General features: G+C 69.8%; 14 protein-coding genes. 10 read left to right on the forward strand and 4 right to left on the reverse strand.

Annotated features, from left to right (window positions below; genetic code table 11):
• Window positions 1-34: 34 nt before the first annotated feature.
• Genes AMYHA_RS15310 through AMYHA_RS15350 form a run of 9 tightly spaced genes read left to right on the forward strand, consistent with a single transcriptional unit; the run spans window position 35 to window position 8,560 of the window.
• Entirely contained in the window at window positions 35-844 is an 810-nt protein-coding gene (locus tag AMYHA_RS15310; RefSeq protein WP_034271968.1) for an LLM class flavin-dependent oxidoreductase, read from the forward strand.
• Window positions 841-2,970, forward strand: a complete 2,130-nt coding sequence (locus tag AMYHA_RS15315) for an oxidoreductase (protein ID WP_034271970.1) — start codon at window positions 841-843, stop codon at window positions 2,968-2,970. The genes AMYHA_RS15310 and AMYHA_RS15315 overlap by 4 nt, the downstream gene beginning before the upstream one ends.
• Window positions 2,967-3,734 carry a creatininase family protein gene (locus AMYHA_RS15320; protein ID WP_034271972.1) on the forward strand — a complete coding sequence of 256 codons (768 nt, stop codon included), beginning with the start codon at window positions 2,967-2,969 and terminating at the stop codon, window positions 3,732-3,734. The genes AMYHA_RS15315 and AMYHA_RS15320 overlap by 4 nt, the downstream gene beginning before the upstream one ends.
• Before the next feature lie 5 nt (window positions 3,735-3,739).
• A complete protein-coding gene (locus AMYHA_RS15325) occupies window positions 3,740-5,296 on the forward strand; it encodes a benzoate-CoA ligase family protein (protein WP_034277418.1) in 1,557 nt (518 codons plus the stop codon).
• Entirely contained in the window at window positions 5,293-5,991 is a 699-nt protein-coding gene (locus AMYHA_RS15330) for an SDR family NAD(P)-dependent oxidoreductase (protein ID WP_034271974.1), read from the forward strand. The genes AMYHA_RS15325 and AMYHA_RS15330 overlap by 4 nt, the downstream gene beginning before the upstream one ends.
• Complete coding sequence (locus AMYHA_RS15335; RefSeq protein WP_034271976.1) at window positions 5,981-6,826, forward strand: enoyl-CoA hydratase family protein; 846 nt, start codon at window positions 5,981-5,983, stop codon at window positions 6,824-6,826. The genes AMYHA_RS15330 and AMYHA_RS15335 overlap by 11 nt, the downstream gene beginning before the upstream one ends.
• Entirely contained in the window at window positions 6,826-7,239 is a 414-nt protein-coding gene (locus AMYHA_RS15340; protein WP_034277421.1) for a RidA family protein, read from the forward strand. The genes AMYHA_RS15335 and AMYHA_RS15340 overlap by 1 nt, the downstream gene beginning before the upstream one ends.
• Window positions 7,239-8,366, forward strand: coding sequence for an acyl-CoA dehydrogenase family protein (locus AMYHA_RS15345; protein WP_034271978.1), 1,128 nt, complete (start codon window positions 7,239-7,241; stop codon window positions 8,364-8,366). The genes AMYHA_RS15340 and AMYHA_RS15345 overlap by 1 nt, the downstream gene beginning before the upstream one ends.
• A 32-nt stretch (window positions 8,367-8,398) precedes the next feature.
• Complete coding sequence (locus tag AMYHA_RS15350) at window positions 8,399-8,560, forward strand: hypothetical protein (RefSeq protein ID WP_157362139.1); 162 nt, start codon at window positions 8,399-8,401, stop codon at window positions 8,558-8,560.
• Here the strand turns inward: AMYHA_RS15350 and AMYHA_RS15355 are convergent.
• From AMYHA_RS15355 to AMYHA_RS15360, 3 genes are all read right to left on the reverse strand, one after another.
• Entirely contained in the window at window positions 8,533-8,928 is a 396-nt protein-coding gene (locus tag AMYHA_RS15355) for a maleylpyruvate isomerase mycothiol-dependent enzyme family protein (protein WP_330760485.1), read from the reverse strand. The two genes, AMYHA_RS15350 and AMYHA_RS15355, sit on opposite strands and share 28 nt — an antisense overlap.
• Entirely contained in the window at window positions 8,895-9,152 is a 258-nt protein-coding gene (locus tag AMYHA_RS28305; RefSeq protein WP_330760487.1) for a maleylpyruvate isomerase family mycothiol-dependent enzyme, read from the reverse strand. Before AMYHA_RS28305 ends, AMYHA_RS15355 begins: the two co-directional genes overlap by 34 nt.
• A 247-nt stretch (window positions 9,153-9,399) precedes the next feature.
• A complete protein-coding gene (locus AMYHA_RS15360) occupies window positions 9,400-10,761 on the reverse strand; it encodes a TrpB-like pyridoxal phosphate-dependent enzyme (RefSeq protein ID WP_034271982.1) in 1,362 nt (453 codons plus the stop codon).
• Window positions 10,762-10,911: 150 nt separating this feature from the next.
• Here AMYHA_RS15360 and AMYHA_RS15365 point away from each other — a divergent pair, with 150 nt between their 5' ends.
• Window positions 10,912-12,177 (forward strand): YncE family protein, encoded by a 1,266-nt coding sequence (locus AMYHA_RS15365; RefSeq protein WP_034271984.1) that lies wholly within the window; start codon window positions 10,912-10,914, stop codon window positions 12,175-12,177.
• A gap of 58 nt (window positions 12,178-12,235) precedes the next feature.
• Here the strand turns inward: AMYHA_RS15365 and AMYHA_RS15370 are convergent, their stop codons facing one another.
• Window positions 12,236-15,205, reverse strand: a complete 2,970-nt coding sequence (locus AMYHA_RS15370) for an AMP-binding protein (protein WP_034277424.1) — start codon at window positions 15,203-15,205, stop codon at window positions 12,236-12,238.
• Window positions 15,206-15,638: the final 433 nt, after the last annotated feature.

Consider the following 15,638-nt stretch of genomic DNA (forward strand, 5'->3'; position numbering starts at 1 on the left):
ACATAGCAACCCGCTCCGCTGTAATGTGACGTTCATGGAGATCGGGGTCGGGCTCCCCAACACCACTCCGGGCACGACCGGAGCACTGCTCACCGAGTGGGCGCGCCGCGCTGACGCGGGCCCGTTCGGCTCACTGGCCGTGCTGGACCGGCTCGTCTACGACAGCCTCGAACCGTTCGCCGCGCTGTCGGCCGTCGCTGCGGTCACCGACCGCATCCAGCTCGCGACGATGATCGCGATCGGCCCGCTGCGCCCTGCCGCGCTGCTGGCGAAGCAGGCCGAGGCGGTGCACCGGCTCGCCGACGGCCGGTTCACGCTCGGGCTCGGCATCGGCGCTCGCCACGACGACTACACGGCAGCCGGTGCGGACCACAGCCGCAGGGGCGCGCTGCTCTCGGAACAGCTCGCTCACCTGCGCGGCAGCGACTACCCAGGCGAAATCCTGGTCGGTGGCAACAGCGGACCCGCCTTCGCGCGGATGGCCCGCTACGCCGACGGTTACGCGCACGGCGGCGGCCCGCCCCGCGCGTTCGCCTCGGCGGCGACCAAGGCGCAGGCGGCGTGGCGTGACCTCGGCAGGCCGGGTACCCCCCGGCTGTGGGCGCAGGGTTACTTCGCGCTCGGCGATGACGACACCGTCCAGGCAGGCCGGGACTACCTGCGCGACTACTACGCGTTCACGGGTCCGTTCGCGGAGACGATCGCATCGGCCAACCTCACCACAGGCAGGGCGATCAAGGACTTCGTGCGCGGCTACGCCGCCGAGGGCTGCGAGATGCTGGTGCTGCTGCCCACGGTGTCCGATGTGGGCCAGATCGACCGGCTCGCTGAGGTGATCGGATGAAGGTCACCATCGTCGGCGCGGGTCCGGCAGGGCTGTACCTCGGCATCCTGCTGGCCAAGGCCGAGCAGCCGCACGAGATCACCGTGCTGGAGCGCAACCCCGCCGACGCGACGTTCGGCTGGGGCGTCGTGTTCTCGGAGGAGACCCTCGGCGCGCTGCGCGACGCCGACTACGCCAGCTACCTCGACATCACCGACACCTTCGCCCGCTGGGACGCCATCGACATCTCCTACCGGGACACCGTGCTGCGCTCGCGCGGCCACGCGTTCTCGGCCATCGCCCGCAAACAACTACTGGCCATCCTGCAGCGCAGGGCTGCCGAGCTGGGAGTGACGCAGCGCTTCGGCACCGAGATCGACGGCCAAGCTGGCGTCATGGAACTGTGCGCCGACACCGATCTGCTGGTCGGCGCGGACGGAGTGCGCAGCGTGGTACGCGAGACGGCGACCGAGACATTCCGGCCCACGATCACCCCGCAGGGCGGCACCTACATCTGGTACGGCACCGACCTCGTCTTCGACGCGTTCCGGTTCATCTTCGCCGAGTCCGAACACGGGCTGTTCCAGGTGCACGGCTATCCGTTCGACGAGCACGCCAGCACGTTCATCGTGGAGTGTCCCGAGACGACGTGGCGCGAGGCCGGGCTGGATGAGATGTCCGAAGCGGACAGCATCGCGTTCTGCGAGCACCTGTTCGCCGACGAACTCGGCGAGCACCGGCTGCTGTCCAACAAGTCCACCTGGATGCGGTTTCCGTTGGTGCGCAACGGGTCCTGGCACGCCCGTATCGCGGACACGCCGGTGGTGTTGCTTGGCGACGCCGCCCACACCGCGCACTTCACCATCGGCTCAGGCACCAAGCTCGCCATGGAGGATGCCATCGCGCTCGCCGCCGCGTTCGTCCGGCACGGCAGCGACAACCCGGCCGCGATCCAAGCGGCCCTGGTGCACTACGAACGCGAGCGCAAACCCGTTGTGGAGCGCTTCCAGCAGGCGGCGACCGACTCGGCGGAGTACTTCTCCCGTGTTCACGAGCACACCCACCTCGCGCCGCCGCAGTTCGCGGTCAACCTGCTCACCCGCAGCGGACGCATCAGCCACACCAACCTGGCCCAGCGGGACGCCGACTTCGTGCGCGGCGTCGACGTCTGGTTCGCCACCGGATCGGCCGAGCGGGCGGTCGCCCCTCCGCCCGCGTTCACCCCGATGACGCTGCGCGGACTGCGACTTGCCAACCGCATGGTCAGTGCCACGCCTGGGGACGCCGGCCTGGTGCTGACCCCGCTCACGGCGGTGACCCCCGGCGGCAGGGTCAACCCTGACACCCCCACGCTGCGCACGGACACCGACACCGCTCGACTGCGAGCCGCCGTCACCGAGGCGAACGCCGAGGGCAGCGCGCTCGGGGTGCTGCTCGGTCACGCCGGACGCAGGGGCGCCACCCGGCCACCGGACCGCGGCGTCGACATCCCGCTGCCCGAGGCCGAGGCGTGGCCGCTACTGGCGCCGTCGGCACTGCCGTTCGGCAAGGGCAGCCAGCCGCCGAACGCCATGACCTCGGATGACCTCGCCGAGGTGCGGGACGCCTTCGTCGCCGCCGCCGGGTGCGCGGTCGAGGCGGGCTGCGGGCTGGTGGCGCTGGACTGCGGCTACGGCTATCTGCTGGCGAGCTTCCTGTCGCCGCTCACCAACCGCCGCACGGACGACTACGGCGGCGCGGTCGACAACCGGCTGCGGTTCCCGCTGGAGGTGGTCGGCGCGGTGCGCGCGGCCCTGCCGGACGATTGCCCACTCGCCGTGCGGCTGACCGTCACCGACTGGGCGCGCGGCGGGATGACCGCCGATGACGGCGTGGCGGCGGCACGCGCGTTCCGCGAAGCAGGCGTCGATCTGGTGCACGTCGTCGCGGGCCAGACCGTCGCGGAAAGCACCCCCGAGTACCGGCGCGGCTACCTCAACACGCTCAGCGACCAGGTGCGCAACGGCGCGCGGGTGCCGACCATGGTCGGCGGCCACCTGACCACGGTGGACGCGGTCAACACGGTGCTCGCGGCTGGCCGCGCGGACCTGTGCGTCACCGAGTTCCTCACCGAGCCCGCGGCGCTCACATCGGGGAGGGCGGCATGACCAAACCCACCTACTTCGCCGAGCTGACTTCCCCGCAGGTCGCCGCGCTGCGGGAGTCGTCCCGCATCCCGGTGCTGTTGCTGCCGCTTGGCGCGGTCGAGCCGCACGGCCCGCACGCTCCACTCGCGACGGACCAGTTCATCTCCACCGGCATGTGCGAACGCGCGGCGCTGGACCTGGCCGACGACCCTGAGGTGCGGGTGCTGCTTCTGCCGCCGCTGCCCTACGGCGTTACCCGGTATGCCGCCGGGTTCGCGGGCGCGGTCGGGGTCAGCGAGGACACGCTGCACGCGCAGCTTGTCGACATCTGCGCGTCGCTGATCGAGCACGGTCTGCGCTGGATCGTGCTGGTCAACAACCACTTCGAGCCGGAACAGGTCGCCACCGTGCGCCGCGCGGTGGCCACGGTCGCGGCGGAACACGGCATCACCATCGGCCACCTGGACCTGGTGCGCAGGCGCAACGCCGAGCGGCTGACCGAGGAGTTCCGCTCAGGGTCCTGCCATGCGGGCCGGTACGAGACGTCGCTGGTACTGGCCGAGCGTCCCGGGCTGGTCGACGTCGAGCGGATGCGCGCGTTGCCGGAGGTACCGGTGGACATGCCCGCCGCGATGGCGCGCGGCGAAACCGGCTTCACCGCGATGGGCATGCCCGACGCCTACTGCGGCGCGCCCGCCGAGGCCAGCGCCGCCGAGGGCGCGACGACATTCGACATGCTGGCGGCCATGCTCGTCGAGACGATTCATGCGCTGGTCAGGGAGTGATGCCGATGGCCGCCAGGTTCAACATCGCCAGCTACTTCGTCGACCGGCACCTCATCGAGGGCACCGGCGAGCGCACCGCGCTGATCCACGACGACACCACCACGAGCTACGCCGAGCTGGCCGCGCTGGTCAACCGGGCGGGCAACGTGCTGCTCGATCTCGGTGTCGCGCGCGGCGACCGCGTGCTGCTGATCCTCTCCGACAGCCTGGAGTTCGTGGCCTGCTGGTACGCCGCACAGAAGATCGGCGCGGTCACCGCGGAGGCGTACACCTTCCTGCCCGCCAAGGACTACGCGCACTTCCTCAGCTACACCGAGGCGGACGTGGTCATCGTGGACACCGTGGCGCTCGATGCCGTCCGAGAAGCCTGTGCGCTGGGCAGGACGCCGGCGCATCTGCTCGTGCTCGCCCACGACGACACCGAGCTGCGGGCCGGACAGGGTGCCAACGAGCTGGCGCTGTCGACCGCGCTGGCGCAGGCGTCCGAGCGGCTCGACCCCGCGCCGACCACAGTGGACGACGTCGCGATCTGGAAGTTCACCACCGGCAGCACCGGGGCGCCGAAGGCGTGCGTGCACACGGCGGGCGCGTCGCTGGCCAGCTACGAGACCTACGCCAAATCGGTGCTGGGCATCCGGGCCGACGACCGGGTGATCGCGGTGCCGAAGCTGTTCTTCGGCTACGCCCGCGACCTGGTGGCGCTGTATCCGTTCGCGGTGGGCGCGGCTGGCATCCTGTTCCCCGAGCGCAGCACCCCGGAGCTGCTGTTCGAGCTGATCCGGCGGCATCGGGCCACGATCCTGGTGAACGTGCCAACGATGATGTCCGCGATGCTGGCAAGCCCCGCGATCACCGACGCGGACCTCAGTTCGCTGCGGCTGTGCACCTCGGCTGGTGAGGCGCTGCCCGCCGATTTGTTGCGCGCCTGGCAGGAGCGTGTCGGGGTGGACGTCATCGACGGCGTCGGATCCTCGGAGGCGTATCACATCTATCTCTCGCAACGGCCCGGCGAGGCCACGCCTGGCGACGTCGGCACCCCGGTGCCCGGCTATCGAGCCCGCGTCGTTGACGACGACGGCAACGAGGTCCCCACCGGCGAAGTGGGCGTGCTTGAGGTGAGCGGACCGACGATCGCGCGGGAGTACTACCGCGATCCAGCGAAGTCGGCGCGCACCTTCCGGGGCGACACCGTGCACACCGGCGATCTGTTCAGTGTGGACGAACGCGGCCACTACCACCACCACGGTCGCGCGGACGACCTGCTCAAAGTCAGCGGCATCTGGGTCGCGCCGAGCGAGATCGAGCACTGCCTGATCGGTCACCCTGACGTCGTGGAGTGCGGCGTCATCGGCCACACCGAGGAAGGCCTGGTGCGGCCCAGAGCGTACGTCGTCGTGCGGGAAGGTGCGACGACGACCGAGGACGAGCTGATCTCCTACGCCAAGCAGCGACTCGCCGGGCACAAGCGGCCCCGCGACGTCCGGTTCATCACCGAGCTCCCGCGCACCAGCAACGGCAAGCTGGACCGCCGCGCGCTGACGGCGTTCGAGGAGACGCCGTGACGAGCAGGGTCGTGGTGGTGACCGGTGGCGGCACAGGTATCGGCGCCGCGGTCGCGCGGCGGTTCACCGAGGCAGGTGACCAGGTGTTCGCCGCGACGCACGCCGACTGCGACGTCACCGACGAGGCCGCCGTCGCGGAATACTTCGCCCATGTCGGCGACATCGACGTGCTGGTGAACAACGCGGGCATGTCCGCGAGCGCTCCGGTGGAACGGACCACGCTAGAGCAGTGGGAGGCGCAGCTCGACGTCAACGCGACGGGCGCGTTCCTGTGCACCCGCGCGGTACTGCCAGGGATGCGTGAGCGCGGCATGGGCCGCATCGTGACCGTGGCGTCGACGGCAGCGCTGACCGGCGCGCGCTACACGGCGGGCTATGCCGCGTCGAAACACGCCTCGGTCGGTCTGATGCGGACGGTGGCCGCCGAGGTCGCCGGGACCGGCATCACCGCGAACGCGGTGTGCCCGACGTTCGTGCGCACCGAGATGACCACCCGCTCGGTCGAACGCATCGCGGCGAAAACTGGCCGCGGCGAGGCCGACGCCATCGAGGCGCTGGCGACAGCGAGCCCACTGGGGCGGCTGCTGGAACCCGACGAGGTGGCGTTCGCGGTCAGCTTCCTCGCCGCGCCGGAGGCTGCGGCGATCAATGGCCAGGCCCTGGTACTGGATGGAGGAGGAATCAGTGTCAGCTGAGCGGACGACCGGAGGATTCCGGGCATCGGCGGGGTTCACCGACCGCTGGGAGCATGTCGACGTCGACATCTCCGGCGGCGTGGCGACGGTGACCTTCACCCGGCCGGACAAGCTGAACGCCCTCACCTTCGACGTCTACGCCGACCTGCGGGACCTGCTCACCGAGCTGCCGCACCGGGGCGATGCCAAGGTCGTGGTGATCGCCGGGCAGGGCAAGGGTTTCTGCTCCGGCGGCGACGTCGAAGAGATCATCGGCGTGCTCCAGGAGCTGCCAGCCAAGCAGTTGCTGGAGTTCACCCGGATGACGGGCGCGGTCGTGCGAGCGCTGCGGGAGTGCCCGCTGCCCGTGATCGCGTCGATCAACGGCGTGGCGGCGGGCGCGGGCTCGGTGATCGCGCTGGCCTGCGACTTCCGGTTGCTGGCGACATCGGCAAAGTTCGCGTTCCTGTTCACCAAGGTCGGGCTCGCCGGAGCGGACATGGGCTCGGCATACCTGCTCCCCCGGCTCGTGGGTTTGGGCCGGGCGACCGAGCTGCTGATGCTCGGCGACACGGTGCGTGCGGAACAGGCCGACCGCATCGGGCTCGCCACGCGGGTCGTTGACGACGCCGAGCTACCCGCGACCACCACGGCGCTGGCGCGGCGGCTCGCGGACGGACCCGCGTTCGCGTACTCCGCCACCAAGGTGCTGCTGAGCCGGGAGCTGGACATGGACCTGCCCGGCGCGCTTGAGTTGGAGGCTACGACGCAGGCGTTGTTGATGACCAGCGACGATCATCGGGAGTTCTACCGGGCATGGCAGCAGGGCCGGAATCCACAGTGGACGGGGGCGTGATGACCTCACATCGGATCGTCACCGCCGAGGGCCTCGCGCGCCCTGCCGGGTTCGCGCACGCCGTCGTCGCCGCGCCGGGCACGCCGGTCTACCTCGGCGGGCAGACCGCGCAGGGCTCCGAAGGGTCCATTGTGGGCGAGACCATGGTTGAGCAGTTCGACGTCGCGGCGGGCAATGTCGGGACGGCGCTGCGCGCGGCGGGCGCGACGCCACGCGACCTGGTGCAGTTGCTGATCTACGTCACCGACGTCGCGGCGTACAAGAACTCGCTCGGCGCGATCGGCACGCTCTACCGGAAGCACTTCGGCCGCCACTACCCCGCCATCGCACTGTTCGGGGTGGCGGAGCTGTTCGACGCCGACGCGATGATCGAACTGCTGGGCACCGCCGTCATCCAGGAAGGTGGATCGTGATGCTCACCGACGCGCAGCAGGCGCTGCGGGACGTGGCCGAGGCCAAGGCGAAGAACCACCTCTCACCCATGGCGGGCGCCGCGGGCGACGGCGCGATCAACCGGCCGTTGCTGGCGGCATTGGCGACGCACGGCTTACTGGGCAGGGTGTTCCGGCACGCCGAGGACGGCGGGTTCGAGCGGGTGTCCGCGATGGACCTATGTCTGCTGCGGGAGGGACTGGCGCGGTACTGCACCGAAGCGGAGACCGCGCTGGCGCTGCAGGGTCTCGGGGCGTATCCGATCCTGCTGGCAGGTGGAGCGGACGTCGTCCAGCGCTGGCTGCCACCGGTCGCGTCCGGCGAGATCGCGGCCGGGTTCGCGCTGACCGAACCGGCGGCAGGGTCCGATGTGGCCGCGCTCGAACTGGCCGCCGACCCTGACGGCGACGGCTACCGGCTCACCGGCGAGAAGTCGTACATCTCCAACGCGCCGAACGCCGGGGTGTACTCGGTGTTCGCCCGCACCGATCCTGGCGTGGGCGCACGAGGCATCACCGCGTTCGCGGTGCCGGGCGACGCCGATGGGCTCTCGGGCGAGTCGATCCGGCTGGTGTCGCCACATCCGATCGGCAGACTGGCCTTCGACGGCGTGTACGTGCCGAAGGAGGCGGTGCTCGGCCAGGTCGGTGGCGGAATGCGGGTCGCGATGGACACGCTGAACCTGTTCCGGCCGAGCGTGGGCGCGTTCGCGGTCGGCATGGCGCAAGCGGCGCTGGACGCCGCGGTCGCGCACTGCGGCGCGCGGGAGGCGTTCGGCAAGCCGCTGCGAGAGTTCCAGGGCGTGTCGCACCAACTCGCCGATATCGCGACCCAGGTCGAGGCCGCCCGGCTGCTGGTCTACCACGCGGCGACCGCCTATGACGCTGGCAGCGCGGACGTCGCCAAGACATCGGCCATGGCGAAGCTGTTCGCCACCGAGACCGCGCAGCGCGCGGTGGACGTCGCGATCCAGGTGCATGGCGCGCGGGCGCTGGAGCACGGGCACCCGCTGGAGCACCTGTACCGCGACGTCCGCGCGCCCCGCATTTACGAGGGCGCGTCCGAGATCCAGCGAGAGATCATCGCCCGGGTCCTCTTCCGGGAGTAACCCACCGCGCTGTGTCCGACACTCTCGACGCCGTGTCCGACACTCACGACGCCGTGTCCGACACTCACGACGCCGTGTCCGACACTCACGACGCCGTGTCCGACACTCACGACGCCGTGTCCGACGTTCCGGACGCTGTGTTCGTCGCTCCCGACGCCGAGTTCCCTCACAACCGCTCGGCGAGCAGCGCCTGACCGGGGCCGGACAGCTCCTCGATGGCGTGGCCGCGTCCGGCGAGCGCCATCAGCAGGGCCTCGCCGGGACCACGCAACTCGGGGCCGGAACCTCGGGACCAGTCCAGGTCGGTAGCGACCAGCGTCAGACCGCGTGCCCGCATGAACGCACGGATCGGCGGTGCGAGCAGCGCCAACCGCAGCGCGGTCCGGAGCCGCTCGTGGGGGATGTCGCGGGGCATGCCGAGCGGGCGCCGAATGTCCTGCTGGTGAATCATGCCGTCCACGAGCGCGATCAGGCCGCCGAACGCGGCGGGCAGCCCACGTGGCCGCTGATGGGTGCGGAACAACTCGATCAGCTCGCTCGGATCGCGCCAGTACTCCGCCACACCACGTCGTTGACCTTGCCCGGTGTGAACCGGCCACGGGCGAAGCGCCGGAACGTCCCCCGCCAACCCAGCTCGTCATAGCTGATGACGTGGGCGACGACGTCACGAACTCGCCAGCCGTCGCACAGGCTCGGCTCGTCCCACTGCCGCGGCGACAGTGTCTCCAGGAAGTCCGCGAACTCGGCGCGCTCCTGGATGGCGAAGTCCATCACCGTCCCGATCATGACGCCACCGACCGGATCTCTGTGAACTCTGCTGTCATCTCACGCTTCCTTGGCTCCGACCCGTGCGGGTCTGCTGGTCGGCCGTATCGGCGAAGGCCAGCAGCGCGGCGAATTGATCTACTTCCTGCGCGTTATTACCACAAGGCCTGACAAAACGGACGCAGATGTGGTCACAGCGCGCAGGGAGTTGATCAACATCTGGGGCGAGGCGAAGGCAAGCCGCGCCCACGCCGCGCTGCCCGAACCCTCACACCCCGGCGGGCAACGCCGCCAGGGACTCCCGCAGCGTGGCCTCGTTCAGCTCGTTGTCCACCATCTCGCCCGAGAGGTACGAGCCGTACGCGGGCAGGTCGAGATTGGCGTGCCCGCACAGCGCGGTGAGGATCACCTTCTCCTCGCCGGTTTCCTTGCAACGCAACGCTTCGTCGATGCACGCGGCGACCGCGTGGGTCGGCTCCGGCGCGGGGATGATGCCCTCGGCGCGGGCAAACTGGACCCCCGCCGCGAAGCAGTCCCGCTGACCAAACGCCTGCGCCTCGTACATTCCCAGCTCGTACAGATGCGACAGCAGCGGCGACATGCCGTGGTAGCGCAGCCCGCCAGCGTGGATCGGGTCCGGGATGAAGTCGTGGCCCAGGGTGTGCATCTTCATCAACGGCGTCAGACCGGCCGTGTCGCCGAAGTCGTAGGCGTATGTGCCGCGCGTCAGCGACGGGCAGGCGGCGGGCTCGACCGCGCGGATCACCGGGTTCAGCCTGCCAGCCAGCTTCTCCCGCAGGAACGGGAACGTCAGCCCGCCGAAGTTCGACCCGCCGCCGGTGCAGCCAACGATCAGGTCCGGGGTGTCACCCGCCTGCTCGAACTGCCGCAGCGCCTCCTCACCGATGATCGTCTGGTGCAGCAGCACGTGGTTGAGCACGCTGCCCAGCGCGTACCGCGCGTTCGGATCCTTCGCGGCCATCTCGACCGCCTCACTGATCGCGATGCCGAGGCTGCCGGTCGAGTCGGGGTGTTCGGCCAGCACCGCACGGCCCGCCTCGGTGAGCTTCGACGGGCTGGGGTGCACGGTCGTGCCGTAGGTCTCCATCATGATCTTGCGGTACGGCTTCTGGTCGTAGGACGCCCGCACCTGCCACGCCTCGCACTCCAGCCCGAACGTCGCGCACGCGAACGCGAGCGCGCTGCCCCACTGCCCAGCGCCGGTCTCCGTGGTCAGCTTCGCGACGCCCTCGGCGGCGTTGTAGTACGCCTGCGGTACGGCGGTATTCGGCTTGTGCGAGCCGACCGGGCTGACGCCCTCGTACTTGTAATAGATCCGCGCCGGGGTGCCGAGCGCCTTCTCCAGCCTGCGCGCCCGATACAACGGCGATGGCCGCCACAGCCGGTAGACCTCCAGCACGTCTTCCGGGATGTCGACGTAGCGCTCGGTGGTGACCTCCTGCTCGATCAACGCCGGCGGGAACAGCGGCGCGAGATCGTCCGGCCCGACCGGCTCGCCGGTCCCCGGGTGCAGCGGAGGTGGCGGCGGGACATCGAGGTCGGCGATCACGTTGTACCAGCGGGTCGGCATATCCGCTTCATCGAGAATGTACTTCGTCCGTTCCACCATGACTGCTCCTCACGCTCGATCTCAGGCCTCTCACGCTACGACGTCCTGGCCCCGGCAACCACCGCACGAAATATATGAATCACTTCCGCGTATCTTTCGCGTGGCTCGTGCGTTGAACGGACTGAGACGCTCCGCCGAGAAAGGACCGACGTGACCGTTCGCTCGCCTCGACGCCTGCTCGCGCGGTTGGCCGCGGCCGTCACCGCGGTCGCCGCGATAGCGGCACTCGGGTCGGCGCCCGCGTCTGGCAGCACACCCGCCACACCGGCGACGACGCAGCCGGTGATCTTCGTCGGCAACAACTGGGACGGCACCGTGCAGGTGATCGAGCCCGGCAGCTACGAGGGTCTCGGCCAGATCGACGCCATCCCGGACATCGAGCAGCGGATGCTCGAGATCTACACCAACCCGGTGCGGCTGGCGTACTTCCTCGCGATCAGGATGGGTCCCGGCGAGGGCAACGACCAGTACGTCGACGACATGTACAGCACCCGCGACGGCAGGCTGCTCGTCGCGTCCCGGCCCAGCCTGGCCGACGTCGTCGGCATCGACACCCGCACCGGCGAGATCGCCTGGCGGTTCGAGGTCGACGGCCAGCGCTCCGACCACATGGCGCTCTCCCCTGACGGCGAGCACGTCGCGGTCTCGGCGTCCACCGCGAACCTGGTGCACGTGCTCGACGTCGACACCGGCGAGGAGGTCGGCCGTTTCCCGTCCGGCGACACCCCGCACGAGAACGTCTACTCCGCCGACGGCGAGCGCATCTTCCACGCCAGCATCGGCCTCGTCTACACCCCACTGGACCAGCCAGCGTTCGACACCACCAAGGGCGAGCGGATCTTCCAGGTCGTCGACGCGGACAGCCACGAGATCCTGGAACGCTTCGACCTGCGCGACAAGCTGGACGAGGCGGGCTACCCCGACATCAGCTCCGCGATCCGGCCGATGGCCCACACCCCTGACGAACGCTACTTCTACTTCCAGGTGTCGTTCTTCCACGGCTTCGTCGAGTATGACACCGTCACCGGCAAGGTCACCCGCGTGGCGAACCTGCCGAACCTGGTACCGGACATGCCGCGCGAGCAGTACGTCAATGACTCGGCACACCACGGCCTCGCGATGAACCGCAAGGGCACCAAGCTCTGCGTCGCGGGCACGATGGACGACTACGCCGCGATCGTGGACCGCGAGACGTTCCGGCACACCATCGTCAGCCGCCCCGAGGACGGCAAGCCGTACTGGGCGACGTCCAATAAGGACGGCACCCGCTGCTACCTCTCCTGGAGCGGCACCGACGAGATGTCGGTGATCGACTACAAGACCGAGACCGAGATCGCGCGGGTGCCGGTCGGCAACCACCCACAGCGCATCCGCGAGGGCTTCGTGCCCGCTGATTGGACCCCACCGGCCGGGTAAGGCCCGGCACCCTGCCGCCGGGGTGCCGTCCGGTCCCCCGGCACCCCGGCGGCCCTCCTTAGCTCAGCCTCGTGCGGACGTCTTCGGTCAGCGGCAGGTAGGCGTCCTCTGCGGCGTCGTAGTACCAGCCCCGATCGGTCGGCACGCCCTGTTCACGCAGCGCGGCGGAGTTCGGGCGGTGCCAGGTCGTCAGCGGCATGTCGTCCACGACGTGCACGACGTCCGGCCGCTGGTCCTCGGGCAGCTCCGCGAGCGCCTTGGTGACGTCTTCGGGGACGATCTCCGCACCCTGCCACGGCATCACCGCGGCGACCGCGATGTCGTGGTCTCCCGCCCGGACGCCGTAAGCGACGGCGACGTCGACCGAGGGCAGATCGTCAAGGGCGTCGGCGATCGGCTGGCTGTACACGGGACCGCGCGCCGCCCTGATCACGGTGTGGATGTTGTCGACCAGCCAGTAGTCGCCATCGCTGTCCGCGACGAACAGGTCATCGGTGGCCAGCCAGGTGTCGCCGGACGCGAAGACGCCGCGCAACCTGCGGGCGGTGGGATCGATGTCCACCCTCGGGTTGGCTAGCAACAACCCGACCTCACCCTGCGCGCACGGCACCGCGTAGCCCCGTTCATCCTCAACCAGCCTGCGCGCCACCGGGTCATACTTGGCAAGCCGCACCTCCGCGCTGCCCGGCAGCGGCCTGCCCTTCGCGCCCGCCTTCGCGCCGGAGAGGTTGGCCAGCACGGCGTCGCCCTCGGTGGAGGCATAGAACTCCAGCACCTTCGCGCCGCGGAACCGCGCCAGCACCCGCCGCCACAGCCCCCGCGGCATGCCGGAGCCGAGGAACAGCCGGATAGGCCGGTGCGGCTCACCGCCTGGCGGTTCCGGTCGCGCGACCAGCTCCCGCAGCAACGTCCAGGTGTAGGAGACGACGGTGACGCCGTACTGATGCACCTCCGCGTCGAACTGCTTCGGGTCGAAGCCGCGCGACAACGCGATGCGCGACCCACCGGCCACCGCGCCGCCGACGCTGGTCAGCAGGCCGGACGGGTGGTGTAGCGGGGTGATGCAGTAGACGGTGTCGCGACTGGTGAGCTTGGCGGCCGACGCGGTGCCGAACGCGGACAGCGCCCAACGGTGGTTGGTGATGAGCTTCGCCTCGGTGTGCCCGCAGGACCGGCTGAATACGATGAACGCAAGATCCTTCGCCAGTCCCGGGTTGGGCCGGTACCAGTGCGGCAGGCGGACCGCGCCCGGATCGATGCGCTCCATGTCGACGACGTTGGCGTTCGTGCCGGTGGCCATCGGGATCTCGCGCTCGCCGCCCCCGCCGCCGAGCACCAGCAGTTTGCAGCCAGTCGCGACGGCGGTGTCCACGTGTTGCGGGTCGACGATGATCTCGGACACTTCGCCGAGCCGCACCGGCGTCGACAGGTCGGCGGCGGGCGGCAGCAGGACGGCGACCGCGCCGAGCCTGGACAGCGCCGCGATCGCGACCAGCGCGCTGGGCCGGGTATCCATCAGCACGCCGACGTGGTCGCCCTGCCGGATGCCGACGTGGATCAGCCCGCGCACCACGTTGTCGATGCGCTCGGCGACAGCGGCGTTGGTGTGCACCCTGCCGTCGAACAGGAAGCACTCGCCGTCCGGGTTGTGCGTGTCCTGCTCGGCGAGCAGCTTGCCGAACGAGACCCTGGTGTGACCCTGGATCTGGCCGAGCCGGAACAGCCTCGGCAGCGTGTGTACCGCCTCCGCCGTGATCTCGCGGGACGTCCGCACCGCCTCGGTGGCGCGCGCGGCGATGCTCTTGGTCGCGCCGAGACCGACGTCGGCGAGCTGGTTGAAGCCGTAGGTGATTCGCGACGTCATGTCGGACGAGCGGGTGGTGGCAGTCGGCTCGCTGCTCAGCGGTGCGACGCCGTCCGGTCGGGGGCTATGCCCTTCGCGCCAGCGGATCCAGTCAACAACGGCGGGCCACGTCGTCTTGCTCGCCGCAGAACCGACGACCAGCCCGAAATGCCCCGCGCGCATGGCGAACTCGAACACCTCGGCCTTCGGCGCGGCCTTGCCGATGCCCCGCACGGCGGCGGGCTGGCCGATATCGTCGACCTCGCCGACGAACGCGAGGATCGGGCAGGTGATGTCGGCCAGCGTCACCAGCCGGTCACCGATCGCGAAGCCGCCGGTCATCATCCGGTTGTGCACGACGAACTGCCGCAGCAGCTCCACGATCGCCGGGCCGGACCACGCCACCCAGCCTTCGCCTTCGAGGAACCGGCGCTGCCGTTCCCTGCCGATGAGCGCGTCGCGGTTGTGTAACTGGCGCAGGAAATCGACCTGCGAACGGGCCGACTTGACCGGGTCGAGCAGTTTGAACCCGAGCCGTGCGGCCCAGCTCGGCAGCGCGAGCCTGCTGAAAACGTAGTCAGCCAGGAACTCGGCGCTCTTGGTCAGCACCTCCTCGGACAGCCCGAGCGGCGCGCCAGCAAGGATGTCGGCAGGCGCGCCGAAGGTAATGACGCTGGCGATGTCGCGGGCCTTGCGGTACGCGGCGACCTGGTAGCAGAACATGCCGCCCTGCGAGTATCCGGCGATGTGGACGTCTCTGCCGGTGTGTTTGCGAACCAGGTCGATCGTCTCGCTGACGGCGATGACGTGGTCGGTCAGCGTGCGGTCGAGTCCGCCGGACTCTTTGTCGGGGGCGCCGAAGTCCACCACCCACGGGTCGATGCCCGCCTCGTGCAAGGCGGTGACGGCACTGCTGGACGGCGCGACGTCCCAGACGTCCGCGGCGAGCATCATCGGGTGCACCAGCAGCATCGGTGGCCGGTCGCCTTCTCCCGCGCTGGCAGAGCCGACGGTGTCCGGATAATAGCGGCGCAGCCGAAACATCGGCCCGCGCTCGACCACCTCGTACGGCGACGGCCGCTCACCCGTGTCCAGGCCGCCGAAGCGCAGCACTTCGAGCCCGTTCTGCGCGTAGGCCACCAACCGTCCGAGTGGGCCGGTCACGATATCGGGTTCCACTCGCATGCCGATCCTTTCCGCCGTTCGCCACCGATTCACCATGGTGGCTCTCATTCCGGTTGTTCGCCGGTGTGCGCCCGCGCCTGAGTTGCGCTGAATGCCGCATCGCAGTCTAGTGCGAGCGGGGTATTCGCACGCGCATCGCACAGCGTGAGGTATTGGCTACGCCACACCCACGGCGCCGCCGCGACCTGCGCTTCCCGGCGTCAGAGCGGCCGCGGGGCGCCCGTTCCGGTTGCTGCGCTAACCGAGTGATGCCCATTTTTACCCATTGACCTCGACTTGACCCCCTGAGATGGTTAACTTTCCAACGTAAACCGGCAACTCAACCCACATTTTGGGGCACTGAACATGATGCGCGTCCAGACCTAGCTGGCTGATCGGTATCCACGCATCGCCATGGTGGCGGTCGGCCCGCGGGGAGGAACTGGTCGGCCCG

The organism is Haloechinothrix halophila YIM 93223 (assembly GCF_000504245.1).
Taxonomy (GTDB): domain Bacteria; phylum Actinomycetota; class Actinomycetes; order Mycobacteriales; family Pseudonocardiaceae; genus Haloechinothrix_A; species Haloechinothrix_A halophila.

Excerpts from the sequence above, each read along its gene's own strand:
- AMYHA_RS15310 (WP_034271968.1), top strand. The coding sequence starts at position 35 with ATGGAGATCGGGGTCGGGCTCCCCAACACCACTCCGGGCACGACCGGA.
- AMYHA_RS15315 (WP_034271970.1), top strand. The coding sequence starts at position 841 with ATGAAGGTCACCATCGTCGGCGCGGGTCCGGCAGGGCTGTACCTCGGC.
- AMYHA_RS15320 (WP_034271972.1), top strand. The coding sequence starts at position 2,967 with ATGACCAAACCCACCTACTTCGCCGAGCTGACTTCCCCGCAGGTCGCC.
- AMYHA_RS15325 (WP_034277418.1), top strand. The coding sequence starts at position 3,740 with ATGGCCGCCAGGTTCAACATCGCCAGCTACTTCGTCGACCGGCACCTC.
- AMYHA_RS15340 (WP_034277421.1), top strand. The coding sequence starts at position 6,826 with ATGACCTCACATCGGATCGTCACCGCCGAGGGCCTCGCGCGCCCTGCC.
- AMYHA_RS15345 (WP_034271978.1), top strand. The coding sequence starts at position 7,239 with ATGCTCACCGACGCGCAGCAGGCGCTGCGGGACGTGGCCGAGGCCAAG.
- AMYHA_RS28305 (WP_330760487.1), bottom strand. The coding sequence starts at position 9,152 with ATGATCGGGACGGTGATGGACTTCGCCATCCAGGAGCGCGCCGAGTTC.
- AMYHA_RS15360 (WP_034271982.1), bottom strand. The coding sequence starts at position 10,761 with ATGGTGGAACGGACGAAGTACATTCTCGATGAAGCGGATATGCCGACC.
- AMYHA_RS15370 (WP_034277424.1), bottom strand. The coding sequence starts at position 15,205 with ATGCGAGTGGAACCCGATATCGTGACCGGCCCACTCGGACGGTTGGTG.